The organism is Empedobacter brevis NBRC 14943 = ATCC 43319, from assembly GCF_000382425.1.
GTDB lineage: Bacteria > Bacteroidota > Bacteroidia > Flavobacteriales > Weeksellaceae > Empedobacter > Empedobacter brevis.
On the sequence record NZ_KB908291.1, the window covers coordinates 58853 to 75942 of the forward strand.

Here is a 17090-nt window from a genome sequence, read left to right on the forward strand (position 1 = left end):
ATTAACTAAAATTTAAATGACGAGCACCTTCTATATTTTCAATTGTAATTGTGTGATGCTCATCAGGTATAAAGTTAGCAATTTTATTTGGCCATTCCATTAGACAATATTGATTTGAATACAAATATTCTTCAATACCAAAATCCAGTGCTTCATCTTCATGATTTAGACGATAAAAATCAAAATGATAAACTTTTCCTCTCTCTGTATCATATTCATTGACAATGGAAAAAGTTGGGCTGGAGATTTCATCAGTTGTTCCTAATGCTTTTACAAATTCTTTGATAAAAGTGGTCTTTCCGGCACCCATTTCTCCTTCGAAAGTGATTAATTTATAGTGAAGTTGATCAATTATTTTTTGAGCAACTTCAGGTAATTCGTCTAAATGATTGATGATAAATTTCATTTAATTTTTTGGTGTTAATACAACCATTGGGATAATTATTTCCTCTAAAGAAATACCTCCGTGTTGGTAGGTGTTTTTGTAATAATTAACAAAATGATTGTAATTTTTAGGATACGTTAAAAATAAATTTTCTTTTGCAAAGATATACTTTGACGTTACATTAACCTTAGGTAGAAGAAATTTTTCCGGTTGTTCAACAGCTAACACATCTTTAGGATCATATTGCAATTGTTTTCCTAATTTATAACGCAGGTTTGTACTTGCTTCTTTATCACCAATTACTTTTGTAGGTTCTTTTACGTAAATTGTTCCATGATCAGTTGTGACAATAATTTTCATTTTTTCTTGTGCAGCTTTCTTAACAATCTCCATCAAGTAAGAATTCTCGAACCAATGTTTTGTGATGGAGCGGTATGTTTTATCATCACGAATCATTTCTCCTACAATTCTATTATCCGTTTTGGCATGCGAAAGAATGTCAATAAAATTGTACACAATGACATTTAAGTTATTGTTTTTATAATTATTGAAATCATCTGCGATCTTTTTCTCAAAATCTGAATTTAGAATTTTGAAATAATTGTAAGATAAATCACTTAATCCAAGACGTTTTAGTTGTTCTCCCAGCAACTCTTTTTCGTGCATATTTTTGTTTCCTTCATCTGTGTCATTCAACCAGTATTGTGGATATTTTTTCTCAATTTCTAAAGGCATTAACCCGGAAAAGAAAGCATTTCTGGCATATTGAGTGGCAGAAGGCAAAATACTATAATATAGATTCTCGGCATCCGAATTGTAGTAACGGTTGAAGATAGGTTCGATAACTTTCCATTGATCATAGCGAAGATTATCAACCATAATCAATAAGACGTGTTCATTTTTACCAAGTTGTGGACGAACTAATTGATTGAAAATGGTATGCGATAAAACAGGTCTGTCTTCTTCATCATGTAACCAATCTTCATAATTTCGTTCGATAAATTTGAAGAAAGCTGCATTTGCTTCACTTTTCTGATTTTCTATAATTTGAGTTAAAGCTGTATCTTCAATATTTTCTAGTTCAAGTTCCCAATAAACAATTTTTTTATAAATCTCCTGCCAATCTTCGAAATCACGTGCATTCATCATATCCATTGTGATATTTCTGAATTCTTGTTGATAATTGATTACGGTTTTTTCTGAAATTATTTTAGAAGCGTCCAAAATCTTTTTTAAACTCAATAAAATCTGATTCGGGTTAACCGGTTTTATCAAATAATCTGCAATGTGAGAACCGATAGCATCTTCCATAATATGCTCCTCTTCACTTTTTGTCACCATAATAACAGGAAGATTCGGACGCAGTTCTTTTATTTTAGGTAAAGCTTCTAAACCGCTTAAACCAGGCATGTTTTCATCAATTAAAACAGCAGCAAAATTTTCTTTTTCTATTTCTTCTAATGCATCAGTTGCATTGTTTATCATAGTTGTTTCATATCCTTTTTTCTCCAAGAAAAGTTGATGAGGTTTCAATAAATCGATTTCATCGTCAATCCATAAAATTTTTATAGCCATTCGTAATAATTTATTTTTTATATTGATTTTCTATTTTTAGAATTATTCCAAATATAGTGAGAACAGAAATGTTAAAATCTAAATTGTATGTTAAACAAAAAGTTGTTTTTACTAAAATTTGTGCTGAATAATTAGCATAAATAATTCCAAAAATGATTTTGTGCTAAAAATTTTCGTAAAAACAGTCCATATTATAGACAGGCGGGTTTTGAATGATTAAAAATTCATATCTTTGTGAACAAAATAGTACGTTTGAATCCATTAAACAATAATAAGTTGAAGATAGTAAATGATCCGGTTCATGGGTTTATAACGATTCCAAACGAGCTTATTTATCAAATAATTCAACATCCATATTTTCAGCGTCTTCGTCGAATTTCGCAGACAGGATTAACGGAAATGGTTTATCCTGGAGCCAGACACTCTCGTTTTCATCATGCTTTGGGTTGTATGCATTTAATGCAGAAAACCTTGAATACACTTAAGAGAAAAAATGTTGAAATAACAGCTGAAGAAGAAAATGGCGCTTTGATTGCAATTCTTTTGCATGATTTGGGACATGGTCCTTTCTCTCATTCCCTTGAACACTCAATCATCAATGGTTCTCATCATGAAGAAATTTCACTTCGTTTGATGGAAGAACTGAACCAGATTTTTGATCAACGTTTAGATTTAGCGATTCAGATTTTTAAACGACAACACCCCAAAAAGTTTTTGTCACAATTGGTTTCGAGTCAGTTGGATTGCGATCGAATGGATTATTTAAAACGGGATAGCTTTTATACGGGAGTGGTGGAAGGAAACATCAATCCGGAACGTATTATTTCGATGATGAATGTGGCAAATAATGAATTGGTAATAGAGGCGAAAGGAATTCCATCGGTAGAAAAATTTCTGATGGCGCGTATGTTTATGTATATGCAAGTGTACATGCACAAAAAATCGTTTACAGCAGAAAATTTTTTGATTAGTGTTTTGAGAAGAGCAAAAGAGTTGACTAAAACAGGAGAGCATCTTTTTGCAACTTTTGCTTTTAACTATTTCTTAGAAGAAAATGAAGTTGGGAGTTTATCAAAAAAAGGATTGGAAATATTCACTCGTTTGGATGATAGTGATGTATTATCAGCGATTAAAGAATGGCAGTTTCATGATGATTTGATACTGAGTAAATTATCAAGAAATATTATTCAACGTACTTTGCCAAAATCTTATTTGATGGATAAAAAAAAATCTGACGAAGAAATTTTAGTTGAAAAAAATAGAGTTGAGAAGGTTTTAGAAATAGAGGACGCAAGTTATTTTGTAGAACAAACGACAATAAAAATCGTTCCTTATGAAAAATCTAAAAGTCCGATTAAAGTTTTATATAAAAATGGTGAGGTAAAAGAAATTTCTAATTCGGAGAAAAGTTTATTAACTCAGTTTTTACAGCAAGAAATTACAAAATACCATTATCATAGCTTATAAATAGAGATTGAAAGAATTTGACAAAAAAGTTAAATTACTTAAATAATCATTTTATAAATTTAAGAATAATTATTAGTTTTGCAGACTATGAAATTTAAAGCTGCAGAGATTGCGCAATTATTGCAAGGAACCGTAAAAGGTGATGCAAATGTAGAGGTTTCCACATTGTCGAAGATAGAGGAGGGAAAAGAGGGGTCGATTTCGTTTTTAGCTAATCCGAAATACGAACATTTTATCTATTCAACCAATGCTTCTATTGTGATTGTGAGTAAAGATTTTGTGGCAACAGATTCCATTTCGTCTACATTGATTGTGGTTGATGATGCTTACCAGGCTTTTACACAATTATTGCAATATTATCATACCATCAAAAATAATAAAATAGGGATAGAAGAATATACAAAGGTAAGTTCTACTGCTCAACTAGGGGATAATGTATATATTGGAAGTTTTTCTTATATTGGAGCTAATGTTTCAATTGGGAATAATGTAAAGATATATCCAAATGTGACGATTGGCGATTATGCTAAGATTGGGGATAATACCATTTTGCATTCAGGTGTACAAGTATATGCAGAATGTGAAATAGGTCAGAATTGTATCCTCCATTCGAATGTGGTGATTGGTGCTGATGGTTTTGGTTTTGCGCCAAATCCTGACGGATCTTTTGAAAAAATTCCTCAAATAGGGAATGTCTTGATAGAAGATAATGTAGAAATTGGAGCAGGATCGACGATAGATAGAGCAACGATGGGGTCGACAATTATTCGTAAAGGGGTAAAATTAGATAACCAGATTCAAGTTGCACATAACGTACAAATAGGAGAAAATACTGTAATTGCTTCGCAAAGTGGAGTAGCAGGTTCGACTAAAATTGGACGCAATTGTATGATTGGAGGACAGGTTGGTATTGCTGGACACTTGACAATAGGAGATTTTGTTCAAGTACAAGCTCAAAGTGGTATTAACACAGATGTAGAAAATAAAACGCAATTGTATGGATCACCTGCAATGGACGCATCAAGTTTCAGAAAATCATACGTGCACTTTAGAAAGTTTCCTGAAATTGTGAAACGAATCGATAAATTAGAAAAAGAGAACAAACAAAAGTAGAAGTTAATGTCTGATAAACAAAAAACTTTAGCGAATGAAGCCGTTCTAAAAGGTGTTGGCTTACATACAGGTAAATTTGTTACCTTAACATTTAAACCAGCTGAACCTGATACCGGATTTGTATTTGTAAGAACAGATTTAGAAGGTCAACCTCAAGTAGAAGCTGATGCTCAGTATGTGGTGAGTACGGCTAGAGGAACAACTTTAGAAAAGAAAGGAGTTAAAGTACATACAACAGAGCATGTTTTAGCAGCTTTAGTGGGTATGGATATTGACAATTGTTATATTGAAATTGACAATGCCGAACCACCAATTATGGATGGTTCTTCTCGCTTTTTTGTGGAAGCCATAGAATCAGCTGGTATTGTAGAACAAGATAAAGACAGAGAATATTACAGAATTAAAGAAATTGTGACTTATGTGGATCCTGAAACAGGATCTGAAATTACTGCTATTCCAGCAGATGAATACCAAGTTACAGCGATGGTAGATTTTGGAACGAAAGTTTTAGGAACTCAAAATGCGACATTAACTTCTGTAAAGAATTTCAAACAAGATATATCACAAGCAAGAACTTTTTGTTTTTTGCATGAATTAGAGCAATTATTAGAAGCCGGTTTAGTAAAAGGAGGAGACCTAGACAATGCAATTGTTTATGTTGACAAAGAAATTACACCGGAAACAAAAGAAAAATTATGTAAAGCTTTCAACAGAGATGATGTTTCTATTCGTCCGAATGGAATTTTAGATCACTTGACTTTACATTATCCAAATGAAGCTGCTCGTCATAAATTATTAGATGTAGTAGGAGATTTGGCTTTGGTTGGAAAAAAATTGAAAGCTAAAATTATAGCAACAAAGCCTGGACATCATACCAATACTAATTTTGCGAAGAAATTAAACAAGCAAATAAAATTGGCGCAACGTAACAAGGTACCGGAATTTGATTTGACTGCAGATCCAGTTTATGATATCAATGATATTATGAAATTGTTACCACATCGTCCACCATTTTTACTGATAGACAAAGTGATTTCTAAAACAGCAACAGGTTTAATTGGCGTGAAAAATGTAACAATGAACGAACCTTTCTTTGTTGGTCATTTTCCTAAAGAACCTGTAATGCCTGGAGTTTTACAAATTGAAGCAATGGCACAATTAGGAGGTTTATTAATTTTGGGAGAGTTAGAGAATCCACAAGATTATTCAACCTATTTCATGAAAATTGAAAGTGCTAAATTTAAACGTAAAATAATTCCTGGGGATACAATTGTGTTTAAATTAGAATTGGTTGAACCAATCAGAAGGGGTATTGTTCATATGCAAGGGATAGGATACGTGAACAATCAAATCGCTGTGGAAGCAGAAATGATGGCAGTTATTACAAAAGAATAATAAAAGAAATGGAAGTTATGAATCATCCGATGGCATATGTTCATCCAACTGCAATTATAGGTGAGAATGTTATAATTAGTCCTTTTTCTTCCGTTTATGAAGATGTAGAGATTGGTGAAGGAACATGGATTGGCCCTAATGTAACAATTATGCCAGGATCTCGTATAGGAAAAAATTGTAAAATTTATCCGGGTACTGTAATTTCTGGTGAACCTCAAGATTTGAAGTATGAAGGTGAAAAAACTTTAACATATATTGGTGACAACACAACAATTAGAGAGTGTGTTACTGTAAACAAAGGAACAAACGCCTTGGGCTACACTAAAATTGGTGATAATTGTTTAATTATGGCTACTGCACATATTGCGCATGATTGTGTTGTTGGTAATAATGTCGTTATTGTAAATGCCGTTGGTTTAGCCGGACATATAGAAGTCGGAGATTACGCCTTCATTGGTGGATATAGTGCAGTGCATCAATTTACGAAAATTGGAGAACATGCTTTTGTTGCTGGAGCGACACAAATTCGTAAAGATGTTCCTCCTTATGTAAAAGCGGCAAAAAATCCTGTTGCTTATGCCGGTGTTAATGCAATTGGGTTAAGAAGAAAAGGATTTAGTTCTGAAGAAATTTATGAGATTCAAGGAATTTATCGAATTTTATATCAACAAAAAAATAATGTTTCTCAAGCTGTAGAACAAATTTTAGAAAAATTCCCGGATTCACATTACCGTGAAGTGATTTTGAATTTTATTAATTCAAGTGATCGTGGAATTATGAAAGGGTATAGCTCAGGAGTTTAATCAAAATAACAAAATAGAATACATGGCAACAACTGCTGATATTAGAAAAGGTTTATGTATTGTTTTTAATAACGACACATACAAAATTATCGAATTTTTACACGTTAAACCAGGTAAAGGTCCTGCTTTCGTTCGTACAAAATTAAAATCTTTGACAAATGGAAAAGTATTGGATAATACATTTTCTGCTGGTCATAAAATAGAAGAAGTTCGTGTTGAAACGCGTAATTATCAATACTTGTATGAGGATGATAATGGTTTCCACTTCATGAATAATGACGATTTTTCTCAAGTTTATTTAAATAAAGATTTGATTGATAACGCTCAATTTATGAAAGCCGGTGACGAAATAAAAATTTTATTCCGCGCTTCTGATGAAACAGCTTTAGCTGCTGAGCTACCTAATACAGTAATCATGGAAATTACGTATACTGAGCCAGGACTTAAAGGAGATACAGCTACAAATGCAACAAAACCGGCAACAACTGAAACTGGTGCTGAAATTCGTGTTCCTTTGTTCATTAATGAAGGAGATAAAGTGAAAATCAATACAGAAGACGGTTCTTACGTAGAACGTATTAAAGAATAATTATTTTATTCAATCATATATTAAAACCCTCTATTATAGAGGGTTTTTTTATTTGCTTAATTCACAGTAAGAAGCCAGCTTTCTACGAATAAAAAGCTAGCCCAATTTTAAATAGGTTAAGTTAGGTGGGAGTATTAAATAAAATCCTCTTTTATTTATAGTTTGTATGAATCTATATGAGATACATCTTAGAATAGTTACTTTGCTCGTGCAAGCAATACTTGGCAGGAAATTAGGTTTAACGAAAAAGTAGAATAGTAAGTTGAGAATAAACTAATTAGTCTTTAAATAATGAAATCCTTGTAAAAGAATCAGCTACAAAAGTACAAGAAGTGTCAGATTCAAGGAATAATTGATAACCTCTGTTAGCAGCTAAACTTTCCGGATCCGCAATAGTATAAAAATAAAATGTAAGAACTTTTGGTAAACCACTAGATCCTGCTGGAAGAAGTGAAATAGAATTGATTTCAAATCCGGAATCCGGATTTTTGAATGTCGCTTTCAACGAACCCGACGAATTAGAACCAGCTGTTACAGTAGCGATTAATCGCCATATGTGTACTTGTCCGTTAATTTCATTTTCTCTCCATCTTTGTGCTGCTGCATTAGCTCCGATGTATATATTTGAAGTTACTCCGGGAAAAGGAACAGTCGTTTCCGGCCAACTTGTTGTCGGACTTGGAGCAAAAGTCAATGGAGTGGTATATAGAATCTGATGAGGAGTTCCATATGTATTACCATTAGGTGTTAAGCTAACAGAAGGTTTAGCTCCTCCGGCTCCTCCATTAATTTTTACAACACCATCATTTCCTGCGGTAGAGCTAGTAGGAACAAATAATTGTCTCCAAACTAATCCGTCCCAAAATTCAAAACGGTTATCAGTTAAATTAAAAATAAGTGTACCTGCTGTTAAACTTGTATTTGAGACGCCGTTTGGTGGGATAGTAAGAGGGTCATTGTCAGCTAAAGAAGAGTTTCTTTCAGTGGTTGTCAGTCGTGGAATAAGTATTCCTTTGTTGTTTGAAACTATATCAAGTATAGTTGCATCATTAGGTGTACTTGTGTTAATACCTACCTGCGCATTTGATTGTAAGCATCCGAATACAATCGTAAAAAGGATAAAAATTTTCATATTTAGTTAGTTTAGGATTGTTCATTTTTTTATTTATTTCATTGGGTTATTTTTAATAAAAATATTAATAATTTAATATATTATATATTTTCAATTACAAATGTAGTGAATAATATAATTCAAATATCAAATATTATTTAATATTTTACATCTCGTAAAATCTATTTTAGTCATTGATAAAAAGTAGTCGATTTTGACTATATTTTTTGTTGGGTGAAATCAACTTTAAAATGTAATTTAGCGATAAATCAACAGAATAAATTTTATGAAAATTGGGGCTAAAAACAGATTAAAAAAAACTTTTTTATACGGGGTAATACTCTGTATTTTATGTTTATTATTTACTTTTTTTGCAAATTCTAAAATAGAAAAGTCCACAGAAAATTTTGTGACAGATCAATTAGAGCATCTGCCAAAAACAAAAGTTGCCGTTGTACTTGGAACAGCTCCGAATTTGGTAAACGGTTATCAAAATTACTATTTTACGTATCGTATAGAAGCGGCTGCAAAATTATATAAATCAGGAAAAGTATCGCATTTCATTGTAAGTGGCGATCATGGACGAAAGAACTACAATGAACCTGAAGCAATGAAGTTAGCTTTGATAAAAAATGGTATTCCGGAAAATGTCATTTATTTGGATTATGCGGGATTTAGAACATTAGATTCGATGATACGGGCAAAGGAAATTTTCGGACAGAAAGAATTTATTGTTGTTTCGCAAGAATTTCATAATCAACGGGCGGTTTATATTGCTCGTCAAAACGGAATCAATGCGTATGGTTACAATGCAAAAGATGTCAACAAGCATGCAGGTCTGAAAACCAATATTCGTGAATATTTCGCAAGAGCAAAAGTATTTATCGATAGTTTTTTGGGTGTAGAACTGAAATTTTTGGGAGAGAAGATTGAAGTGACTTAATCTAATCAAACAAAGAGAAACCAAATAAATGATTTCTCTTTTGTTTTAATTTATTTATTTCAAACTACTAAAATATCCTCTTAAAGTAGCATCGTTAGCAGAATTTCGTGTGTCAATTTCTAAAATTTTAGGACGATTGCTTTCTGCATAAAAGTCATTGAAAGAATGTTCCAAGTCAGTTAAATTTGAAACAACCTGGTAGTCAAAATCAAACATTTTTGCCAAGTGTTCAGCTGTAAAATGATGTTTTGTTTCGAAATAATCTTCGACAACATCTGTTTCAGAAGGACCCGGAATAAATTTGAAAATATTTCCACCACCGTTATTGATCAAAATTATTCTAAAATGAGAAGGCATATTTACATTCCACAGAGCATTCGAATCATAGAAAAAAGAAATATCACCTGTAATCATTACTGTATTTTGCTCAGATGCGATGCAAGCACCAATTGCTGTAGAAGTAGATCCGTCAATACCACTTGTTCCACGATTACAGAAAACAGGATTTGAACTTTTGTGGTCAAATAATAAACCATAGCGGATAACGGTAGAGTTTCCGTATTGAATTTGCCAATTCTCAGGATAATTACGAACAATTGAATCAAAAGCTTTCAAATCACAAAAAGGAATCATATTGATGTAATGATTGTGTTTGATGTTATTTGCTTCTCGTATCGAATTCCAAGTGGTGTAATATTCAGATTCTTTTGGGTTGACAAACGGAACAAATTGTTCTAAAAACAATTCCGGTTTTGTTTCAATTTTATCTGTTAATGCCTGAAAAGTATCCGGTTGCCAATATTCATCTAAATGCCAATGTTGTGTTGGTTGTTTTTCCCGTAAGAACTTTTTTATCTTTTTTGACACCACATTTTGCCCGATAGTCAATAAAATATCAGGCTTTAAAGCTTCTAATTCTTCCTCTGAATATGGAAAAATAACTTGGTCTATTTTATTAAAAAATCGTTCATTATGTATATTGGATGTCACTTCTGTTAAAACCACAACCGAGTCGTCTTGTGCCAATTGTTTTAATAAATGGCCAAATTCGGCATCAGGATGATGTAATCCGACCAAAATCATCTTTCGGCTAGAAGCATTCCAACGTTTCATAAAATCAATCACATCAATTTCAGGATAATCTTTAGCAGGAATTGTAATCGTATCAATTTCGATTGAAGACTCAATTACAGATTCATACAAAGGTTCAGAAAAAGGCATATTGATATGAATTGGAGCAGATTTATGTAAACAATCGATCAATGCATATTTTGTTAACAACATATTTCGGGTTAACTCATCTGTTTCTTCACTTTCGGATAGTTGAACATTGTGAACCGAATGTTTTTCGAACAAATTATTCTGACGTATGGTTTGACCATCAAAATTATCGACCAAATGTTCCGGACGATCTGCAGAAAGCACAATAATCGGGATATTTTGAAAAAAGGCTTCTGTGATGGCAGGGTAATAATTTGCTGTAGCAGAGCCGGAGGTGCAACAAACGACAACAGGTTTCTGTATTTGCTGGGCCATTCCCAAGGCTACAAATCCGGCTGAACGTTCATCAATGACACTATATGTTTTGAAGCGTTCGTCATTGGCAAATTGCATGGTCAAAGCCCCATTTCGAGATCCCGGCGATAATATGATATGATCAATTCCAAAAGCCAAAAATGTTTCGGCAATTAATTGAACATTTAATTTATTTGATATTTTTCTCAACGTAGTTGTCTTAAATTAAAAAAGGTTTTGAATAGCAAATTTACTAAACAAAACCTTTCTAAAAGTATGATATTTTTAAGAATTAAGTATGTAAACCTCCGTCTACGCTTAAAACTTGTCCTGTTACATAACTCGATAAATCAGAAGCTAAGAATAAACATGCATTGGCAACATCTTCCGGTTGTCCTCCGCGCTTCAATGGAATTCCATTGCGCCATTCTTCCACTACTTTTTGATCTAAAACTTCAGTCATTTCAGTTTCGATAAAACCTGGTGCGATTGCGTTACAACGAATGTTACGAGAACCTAATTCTAATGCAACAGATTTAGAAAAACCAATTAATCCTGCTTTAGAAGCGGCATAGTTTGCCTGTCCAGCATTTCCTTTAATTCCAACGATAGAAGACATATTTACGATAGAACCGGAACGTTGTTTCATCATCGGTTTGATTACCGCTTTAGTTAAATTGAAAGCTGAATTTAAATTTGTTTGAATTACTTTTTCGAAATCTTCTGCAGACATTCTCATCAACAAATTATCTTTTGTAATTCCGGCATTATTGATCACAATATCAATTTGACCAAATTCAGTAATCACATCTTCCACTAATTTCTGAGCAGCTTCGTAATCAGAAGCATCAGATTGATATCCTTTTACTTTACCGAATTGTCCCAATTCTTCTTCCAACGCTTTTGCCTTTTCTACAGAAGAAGCATAAGTAAAGGCAACGTTAGCGCCATTTTTTACAAAAACTTCAGCAATACTTTTTCCAATACCGCGAGTTGCGCCTGTAACGATTGCTGTTTTACCTTGCAATAAATTCATGTTTATAGGTATTATATATAGCTTCCAAAAATACGAATTTTTGCGAGAGTTTAAAATGTTAAAATTTACTTTGTCGATTTTCTTTTAACATTTTGTGGTATTAAAATTGAAATTATGGATGTTATAACCAATAAAAAAATAAAAAAACATGAAGAATTTATTGAAATTTTTAGCTGTAACATTTTTTGCCTTATTTGTATTTACTGCTTGTAGCGATGATGATGATCCGGCAAATAATGACTTTTTTGCAGGAACATACAAAGGAAGTGTCAGCTATAGAGATGGAGATAATACACTTTCTTCTGATAATGGAAGTGTATTTGTAACAAAGATTGCGAGTGGAACAAAGTATAATTTTGCTTTCTCTAACAGAATTCCGGATTTAAATGGAATTGAGTTTGAGAAAAAAGGAGACAATACATTGGTTAGTGTTGGTGCAGATGAAATGTCTTATATTAGAATTGATAGCAATAAGTTAACAATTTTATATACCAGAGACGGTAAAACTTGGACTGCAAATGCGACAAGATAAATTAATCTAAGTAAATAAAAAGTAGCAAGACGTTCAATCTGAACGTCTTTTTTATGCAATATTTTACGAATTAAAATGTTAAATATATAAAATGTATCTCATGAGAACGATATTACTGTTAATTTTCGGTTTGATAATTTTATTTTCCTGTAACAATGGAGATGATGTTCAAAATACAGTTTATAAGAATGAGTATGGAAGACGGTTTATTATTTTTCAGGATTCTTTAGGGAGTTCGGTCGTAAAAGATAGCGGAACAATAAGAGTTTCGAAGAATAACAACTTATATAAGTTTGATTTTGAATTGATGAATCGAACTAAAATTGACCCGATTGAAAATATTCAAATGGAAATGACAGGTTCTAATTCTTTGCGCAATATAAATTGGACGCCGACAAAATTTATTTTGTTATCGAGAGATAGTATCAATATTTCATATCAGGACGGAAAGAGGTATTGGTTAGTAAATGCAATTAAATAAAAAAACAGAATACTTGATACGGAATAAAATTAGTCCGTGTAAACAAAAAAAATCCACTCATTGAGTGGATTTTAATTTTATATAAAACTCTCTAGATTATAATCCGAAAGCTTCTTTAATTTGATCAACAAAGTCTAATTTTTCCCAAGTGAATAATTCAACTTCAACTTCAACAACGTCTTGTCCATTCGCAGATTCAAAACGTTTGCTAACAGTTTTAGGTTCTCTACCTAAATGCCCGTAAGAAGCAGTTTCTTTGTAAATAGGGTTTCTTAATTTTAATCTTTGTTCAATAGCAAAAGGTTTCATATCAAAGATTTCAGAAACTTTTTTAGAAATTTCACCTTCAGTTAAATTTACTTTTTGAGTTCCAAAAGTATTAACCAATAATGAAACTGGAGCAGCGACTCCAATGGCATAAGATACTTGTACCAAAATTTCTTCTGCAACACCGGCTGCAACTAAGTTTTTCGCAATATGACGAGCTGCATAAGCTGCTGAACGATCCACTTTAGAAGGATCCTTCCCAGAGAAAGCACCACCACCGTGTGCACCTTTACCACCATATGTATCTACAATAATTTTACGACCTGTTAATCCGGTATCTCCATGAGGACCACCGATGACAAACTTTCCTGTAGGATTGATGTGATAAGTAATGTTTTCTGTAAATAAATCACGTAGATGAACAGGTAACTGTGCTTTAACACGTGGAATTAAAATACTGATTAAATCATTTGTAATCTTATCTCTCATTGCTTCTTCGTTCGCGAAGTCATCATGCTGAGTAGAAATTACAATGGTATCAATACGTACAGGTTTATTATCATTATCATATTCAATTGTTACCTGAGATTTTGCATCAGGACGTAGATATGGTAATAAATCTTTTTCGTATTTACGAATATGTGCCAATTCTTTTAATAAACGATGAGATAAATCCAATGCCAATGGCATATAATTTTCTGTTTCGCTTGTCGCATAACCAAACATCATTCCTTGGTCTCCGGCTCCTTGTTCTTCCTCAGAACTTCTATCTACACCTTGGTTGATATCAGGAGATTGTTCGTGAATAGCTGATAAAATTCCACAAGAATTAGAATCGAACATATATTCACTTTTCGTATAACCAATTTCAGAGATCGTTTCTCTGGCAACACGTTGCAAATCAATGTAAGAGTTCGATTTTACTTCTCCTGCTAATACAACTTGTCCGGTTGTTACTAATGTTTCACATGCTACTTTACTTTTTGCATCAAATGCTAAAAAGTGATCTAGAATTGAATCAGAAATTTGATCGGCAATTTTATCTGGATGCCCCTCAGAAACTGATTCTGATGTAAATAAATATGACATTTCTATATTTTTTTGATAAAAGAGGGGAGGAAACAACTGAAGTCCTGTTTTAGCAATTGTTTTATGAGGTTGCAATCAGTCAAATCTTTCCTCTTGATTTTCGAGTCCAAATATACAATGAATAAAATGAATAAAGAAAGAAAATGAGCAAATATTAATCTACTAATTTTATAGAGTATTTAGAAGAGACGAAATAAATAGAATGAATAAAGTTAAATTTAATAAAAAATAAAGTTATTTTCTAACTTCTTTTAATTTTTAATGTGTTTTTAGATTATTATTCAAAATAATAATATTACTTTAGAAAAAAATTAATTATAAGATGAAGTTTGACACTCTCGATCAGCAATTGCTGATGCACCTACAAGAAAATAGTAAAATTACGTACAAAGAGCTATCAGATAAGCTCAATTTATCTTCTACCGCGATTCATGAAAGAATTAAAAAGCTAGAGAAATCAGGAATCATTTCAAAATACGTTGCGCTTGTTAACAGAAGACTGATCAATAAAGAACTCTTGGTTTTTAGTCATATCAAATTACAACAACACTCTGCAGATAATATACGGGTATTTGAAACTGAAATTCAAAATCTAAAAGAAGTACAAGCTTGCTTTCACGTCAGTGGTGATTATGATTATATTGTAAAAATGTCTTTTGAAAATATGGACGAATACCGAGATTTTATGGTTAATAAATTAACAACTATAAATGTAATTGGTAGTACGCACAGTACTTTTGTAATAGGAGATGTCAAAGATGACACAGCTTATCAATTATTATAGAAAAGAGTTCTGGAAAAACGTTTTTTATTTAAATTGCATTAGAAAAATTTAATAGATATGAGTAAGGAAGTAGCTATTCTAGGAGCTGGTTGTTTTTGGTGTGTTGAAGGAATATACAATTCGATAAATGGGGTAGAAAAGGCTGTTTCCGGATTTGCAGGAGGAAATGTTGAACATCCAACTTATCGTCAAGTTTGTGATACAGATACAAATCACGCGGAAGTGGTAGAAATTACTTTTGACAATGAAGTGATTTCATACAAAGAATTATTAGAAATTTTTTGGAACATTCATAATCCTACACAATTAAATAGGCAAGGAAATGATATTGGAACACAATATCGGTCAAGTATTTTTTACACGTCGGATGAACAAAAAAAGCAAGCGGAAGAATCGTTGAAAGAATTTGATAACGGATCATTATATGAGGATAAATTTGTGACAACTATAGAGCCATTGGATAAATTTTGGTCGGCAGAAGATTATCACCAAGGCTATTATAACGAAAATCCGGATCAACCCTATTGTTCGGCTGTTGTCGGACCAAAAATTGCAAAGTTTAAATCAAAGTTCAAACCGATTTTAAAATAAAAAAAGCGCTCTATTTTGAGCGCTTTATATTATTTACCTTTTTTTCTTGCTTTTGCTTTCTGTTTTTGCTGTCCGCGGTTTTTAGGTTTCGATTTTGGTGGCTTACGTTTTGTAGGACCTCCTAGATTCACCTTTTTATTTTTGTCTTTTTTCTCGTGAAATGCCGCTCCTCGTTCTTCAACTTTTACAGTTGTAAGAGCTTTCATTTTGATGACATCTTTTTCAAACTCTCTTTTAACCGGGTTAATTTTCACTTCATTTTCAGGAAAAGGAATTTCTTCAATCTCTTTATTCATTAAAGATTCGATAGCGTCTAAAGATTCAATTTCTTTTTCAGAAAAATAAGAAATAGCTTCACCTTTTTTATCTGCACGACCTGTACGTCCAATTCTGTGAATGTATTGTTCCGGGACTTCAGGAATTTCGAAATTGATAACGTGTGTTACATCCGGAATATCCAAACCACGTGCCATAATATCGGTGGTGATAATTCCGCGATATTCATCTCTGGAAAAGGCTTCCATCGTTCTTAAACGATAATTTTGAGATTTATTCGAGTGAATAACTCCAAATTCATCGGGATAAACTTCATCTAAATGATTGAAAATTAAATCTGCATGTTTTTTATTATTTGCAAAAACCAGAATTTTCTCAAATTTTGCTTTATCTTCTAACTGATGAACAATTAAATTCAATTTTGTATTGAAATTTTCAACAGCAATAGCTGTCTGTGAAATTTTTTCCAATGGCGTTCCGGAACGTGCCAATGAAATTTCAATAGGGTTTTTGAAATATTCGTGCAGCATATCATCTACTTGATCGGTCATCGTAGCCGAAAATAGAATATTTTGACGTTTTTCACTCATCATGGTAAATAAATGAATCAACTGTGGACGAAAACCTAAACTTAACATTTCGTCAAATTCATCAACCACCAGCTTTTTCATTTCTTTAAATGACAATACATTATCAATGGCTAAATCTAGTACACGTCCAGGTGTACCAACAAGAATGTCTAATCCTTCGTAAACCAATAATTTTTGTGTATTGATGTTTACACCACCGTAAATTCCAAGAACTCTGACATTGATAAATTCTGTTAATTGCTCTAAAATATCGGTTACCTGAACAACTAATTCGCGTGTCGGAACCAAGATAACAATCTTTGGTTGATTCGTTTTAGAATATTGATAGGTATTCAACAAAGGCAGTAAATAAGCCATTGTTTTACCAGTACCTGTTTGAGCAATTCCCATTATATCACGTCCGGAAAGAATCGGTTTGAATGATTTTTCTTGAATTGGAGTAGGGGTTGTGATATTCAACTTTTCTAAAGCTGAATTCAATTGTTTTGTTAATTCGAAATCCGCGAATGTAGCTTTCATTTTGCAAAGATAAGTTTTCTTGATGACTT

General features: G+C 32.5%; 17 protein-coding genes. 10 read left to right on the forward strand and 7 right to left on the reverse strand.

Annotated elements, in window-relative coordinates:
- Position 1: 1 nt before the first annotated feature.
- Together tsaE and porX are read right to left on the reverse strand one after the other, a co-directional pair.
- The gene (gene tsaE / locus H277_RS0100295) at positions 2 to 406 is read right to left on the reverse strand and encodes a tRNA (adenosine(37)-N6)-threonylcarbamoyltransferase complex ATPase subunit type 1 TsaE (protein ID WP_019973554.1); all 405 of its coding nucleotides are present in this window, start codon (positions 404 to 406) and stop codon (positions 2 to 4) included.
- Positions 407 to 1960, reverse strand: coding sequence for a T9SS response regulator signal transducer PorX (gene porX / locus H277_RS0100300; RefSeq protein WP_019973555.1), 1554 nt, complete (start codon positions 1958 to 1960; stop codon positions 407 to 409).
- Between the two features lie 234 nt (positions 1961 to 2194).
- On the opposite strand from porX, the gene H277_RS0100305 reads away from it, so the two are divergent.
- The 5 genes from H277_RS0100305 to efp all read left to right on the forward strand — a co-directional run bounded on the left by H277_RS0100305 (position 2195) and on the right by efp (position 7327).
- Complete coding sequence (locus H277_RS0100305; RefSeq protein ID WP_019973556.1) at positions 2195 to 3427, forward strand: HD domain-containing protein; 1233 nt, start codon at positions 2195 to 2197, stop codon at positions 3425 to 3427.
- Positions 3428 to 3514: 87 nt separating this feature from the next.
- Positions 3515 to 4540, forward strand: coding sequence for a UDP-3-O-(3-hydroxymyristoyl)glucosamine N-acyltransferase (gene lpxD / locus H277_RS0100310; RefSeq protein ID WP_019973557.1), 1026 nt, complete (start codon positions 3515 to 3517; stop codon positions 4538 to 4540).
- A gap of 6 nt (positions 4541 to 4546) precedes the next feature.
- Complete coding sequence (locus H277_RS0100315) at positions 4547 to 5935, forward strand: bifunctional UDP-3-O-[3-hydroxymyristoyl] N-acetylglucosamine deacetylase/3-hydroxyacyl-ACP dehydratase (RefSeq protein WP_019973558.1); 1389 nt, start codon at positions 4547 to 4549, stop codon at positions 5933 to 5935.
- A gap of 17 nt (positions 5936 to 5952) precedes the next feature.
- On the forward strand, positions 5953 to 6738 hold the full coding sequence (gene lpxA, locus H277_RS0100320) for an acyl-ACP--UDP-N-acetylglucosamine O-acyltransferase (protein WP_026357318.1): 786 nt from the start codon (positions 5953 to 5955) through the stop codon (positions 6736 to 6738).
- 22 nt (positions 6739 to 6760) lie between these two features.
- A complete protein-coding gene (efp, locus tag H277_RS0100325; RefSeq protein WP_019973560.1) occupies positions 6761 to 7327 on the forward strand; it encodes an elongation factor P in 567 nt (188 codons plus the stop codon).
- A gap of 277 nt (positions 7328 to 7604) precedes the next feature.
- Here efp and H277_RS0100330 read toward each other — a convergent pair whose 3' ends face one another.
- Positions 7605 to 8459: a hypothetical protein gene (locus H277_RS0100330; protein WP_019973561.1), complete on the reverse strand. Its 855-nt coding sequence runs from the start codon at positions 8457 to 8459 to the stop codon at positions 7605 to 7607.
- A 265-nt stretch (positions 8460 to 8724) separates the two neighbouring features.
- On the opposite strand from H277_RS0100330, the gene H277_RS0100335 reads away from it, so the two are divergent.
- Positions 8725 to 9381, forward strand: a complete 657-nt coding sequence (locus tag H277_RS0100335) for a SanA/YdcF family protein (protein WP_019973562.1) — start codon at positions 8725 to 8727, stop codon at positions 9379 to 9381.
- A gap of 54 nt (positions 9382 to 9435) precedes the next feature.
- Here H277_RS0100335 and menD read toward each other — a convergent pair whose 3' ends face one another.
- Positions 9436 to 11106, reverse strand: coding sequence for a 2-succinyl-5-enolpyruvyl-6-hydroxy-3-cyclohexene-1-carboxylic-acid synthase (menD, locus tag H277_RS0100340; protein ID WP_019973563.1), 1671 nt, complete (start codon positions 11104 to 11106; stop codon positions 9436 to 9438).
- A gap of 82 nt (positions 11107 to 11188) precedes the next feature.
- Positions 11189 to 11932, reverse strand: coding sequence for a 3-oxoacyl-[acyl-carrier-protein] reductase (fabG, locus tag H277_RS0100345; RefSeq protein ID WP_019973564.1), 744 nt, complete (start codon positions 11930 to 11932; stop codon positions 11189 to 11191).
- 148 nt (positions 11933 to 12080) lie between these two features.
- Between fabG and H277_RS0100350 the strand changes: the two genes are divergently transcribed.
- Positions 12081 to 12464: a hypothetical protein gene (locus H277_RS0100350; RefSeq protein WP_019973565.1), complete on the forward strand. Its 384-nt coding sequence runs from the start codon at positions 12081 to 12083 to the stop codon at positions 12462 to 12464.
- Between the two features lie 100 nt (positions 12465 to 12564).
- Positions 12565 to 12945, forward strand: coding sequence for a hypothetical protein (locus H277_RS0100355; protein WP_019973566.1), 381 nt, complete (start codon positions 12565 to 12567; stop codon positions 12943 to 12945).
- Positions 12946 to 13041: 96 nt separating this feature from the next.
- On the opposite strand, the gene metK is transcribed toward H277_RS0100355, so the two are convergent.
- The gene (gene metK / locus H277_RS0100360; protein WP_026357319.1) at positions 13042 to 14301 is read right to left on the reverse strand and encodes a methionine adenosyltransferase; all 1260 of its coding nucleotides are present in this window, start codon (positions 14299 to 14301) and stop codon (positions 13042 to 13044) included.
- Between the two features lie 322 nt (positions 14302 to 14623).
- On the opposite strand from metK, the gene H277_RS0100365 reads away from it, so the two are divergent.
- On the forward strand, positions 14624 to 15085 hold the full coding sequence (locus H277_RS0100365; protein WP_019973568.1) for an Lrp/AsnC family transcriptional regulator: 462 nt from the start codon (positions 14624 to 14626) through the stop codon (positions 15083 to 15085).
- Between the two features lie 57 nt (positions 15086 to 15142).
- Positions 15143 to 15676: a peptide-methionine (S)-S-oxide reductase MsrA gene (msrA, locus tag H277_RS0100370; protein WP_019973569.1), complete on the forward strand. Its 534-nt coding sequence runs from the start codon at positions 15143 to 15145 to the stop codon at positions 15674 to 15676.
- A 29-nt stretch (positions 15677 to 15705) separates the two neighbouring features.
- On the opposite strand, the gene H277_RS0100375 is transcribed toward msrA, so the two are convergent.
- The gene (locus H277_RS0100375; protein ID WP_019973570.1) at positions 15706 to 17061 is read right to left on the reverse strand and encodes a DEAD/DEAH box helicase; all 1356 of its coding nucleotides are present in this window, start codon (positions 17059 to 17061) and stop codon (positions 15706 to 15708) included.
- Between the last annotated feature and the right edge of the window lie 29 nt (positions 17062 to 17090).